Here is a 771-nt window from a genome sequence, read left to right as displayed (position 1 = left end):
TTTTCGTCCTACGCTGAGCCTCAACACTGGCGAGCTAAAAAAGGCGACACGGAATACATGATTATCGGCTCCGTACATGTCGGTGATAAAAGCATGTATCCACTTCCGAAAAACATCACTAAGTTTTTGGAACAAAGCTCGGGCTTAATTATTGAGGCCGATGTAAGAAGCTCTGAAGGTGTGGTGTACCCAGAGAGTTCGATTCTCTCTAAAGACGTACTCGACAAAACTCAACGCCAACTGTTAGTGAACATCGCCAAAGATCTAGGCATGGCAGAAGCGCAACTTCTCAATGCGCCACCTTGGACCGCAGCTCTGACCATCCAACTCGCGCTAGTCAATAAGCTTGGCTACGTATCGGACAAAGGTGTAGACATGCATCTAATTGGTTTAGCTGAGAAAAAGCACCTCCCAGTCCTCTCGTTAGAATCGGTGCAGTTTCAAATCGGTCTTATTGCTGGTCAGCCAAATGGTGGGCAAGAAATGCTGCTGTCCTCGATAGACGAATACGAAGGTGGTGACAAACTTGTACAGTGTTTGATAGAAAGCTGGAAAAGTGGTGATGGCAGTATGCTGGAAGAGGCATCTTTAACAGACAAAGCGACGGAAGATTTTAACGAAGCGTTCTTATATTCTCGCAACCGTGATTGGGCGAAAAAACTCGATACTGGCAGTGTGCTGCCTAAAAAGTCAGGTCGCTACACCGTTGTGGTTGGAAGTCTGCATCTGGTGGGTAAAGACAACCTTATCGATTTGCTCGCACAACGGGGA

The 771-nt window shown here is 46.8% G+C and carries 1 protein-coding gene; it reads left to right on the top strand.

Going from position 1 to position 771, the window contains the following annotated elements; genetic code table 11:
* The coding region (locus tag R8O11_RS26965) for a TraB/GumN family protein (RefSeq protein ID WP_318194843.1) at window positions 1–771 on the top strand (771 nt) is incomplete at both ends.

The organism is Vibrio sp. 1288 (genome assembly GCF_033344475.1).
This window is presented reverse-complemented; position numbering and strand designations above follow the sequence as displayed.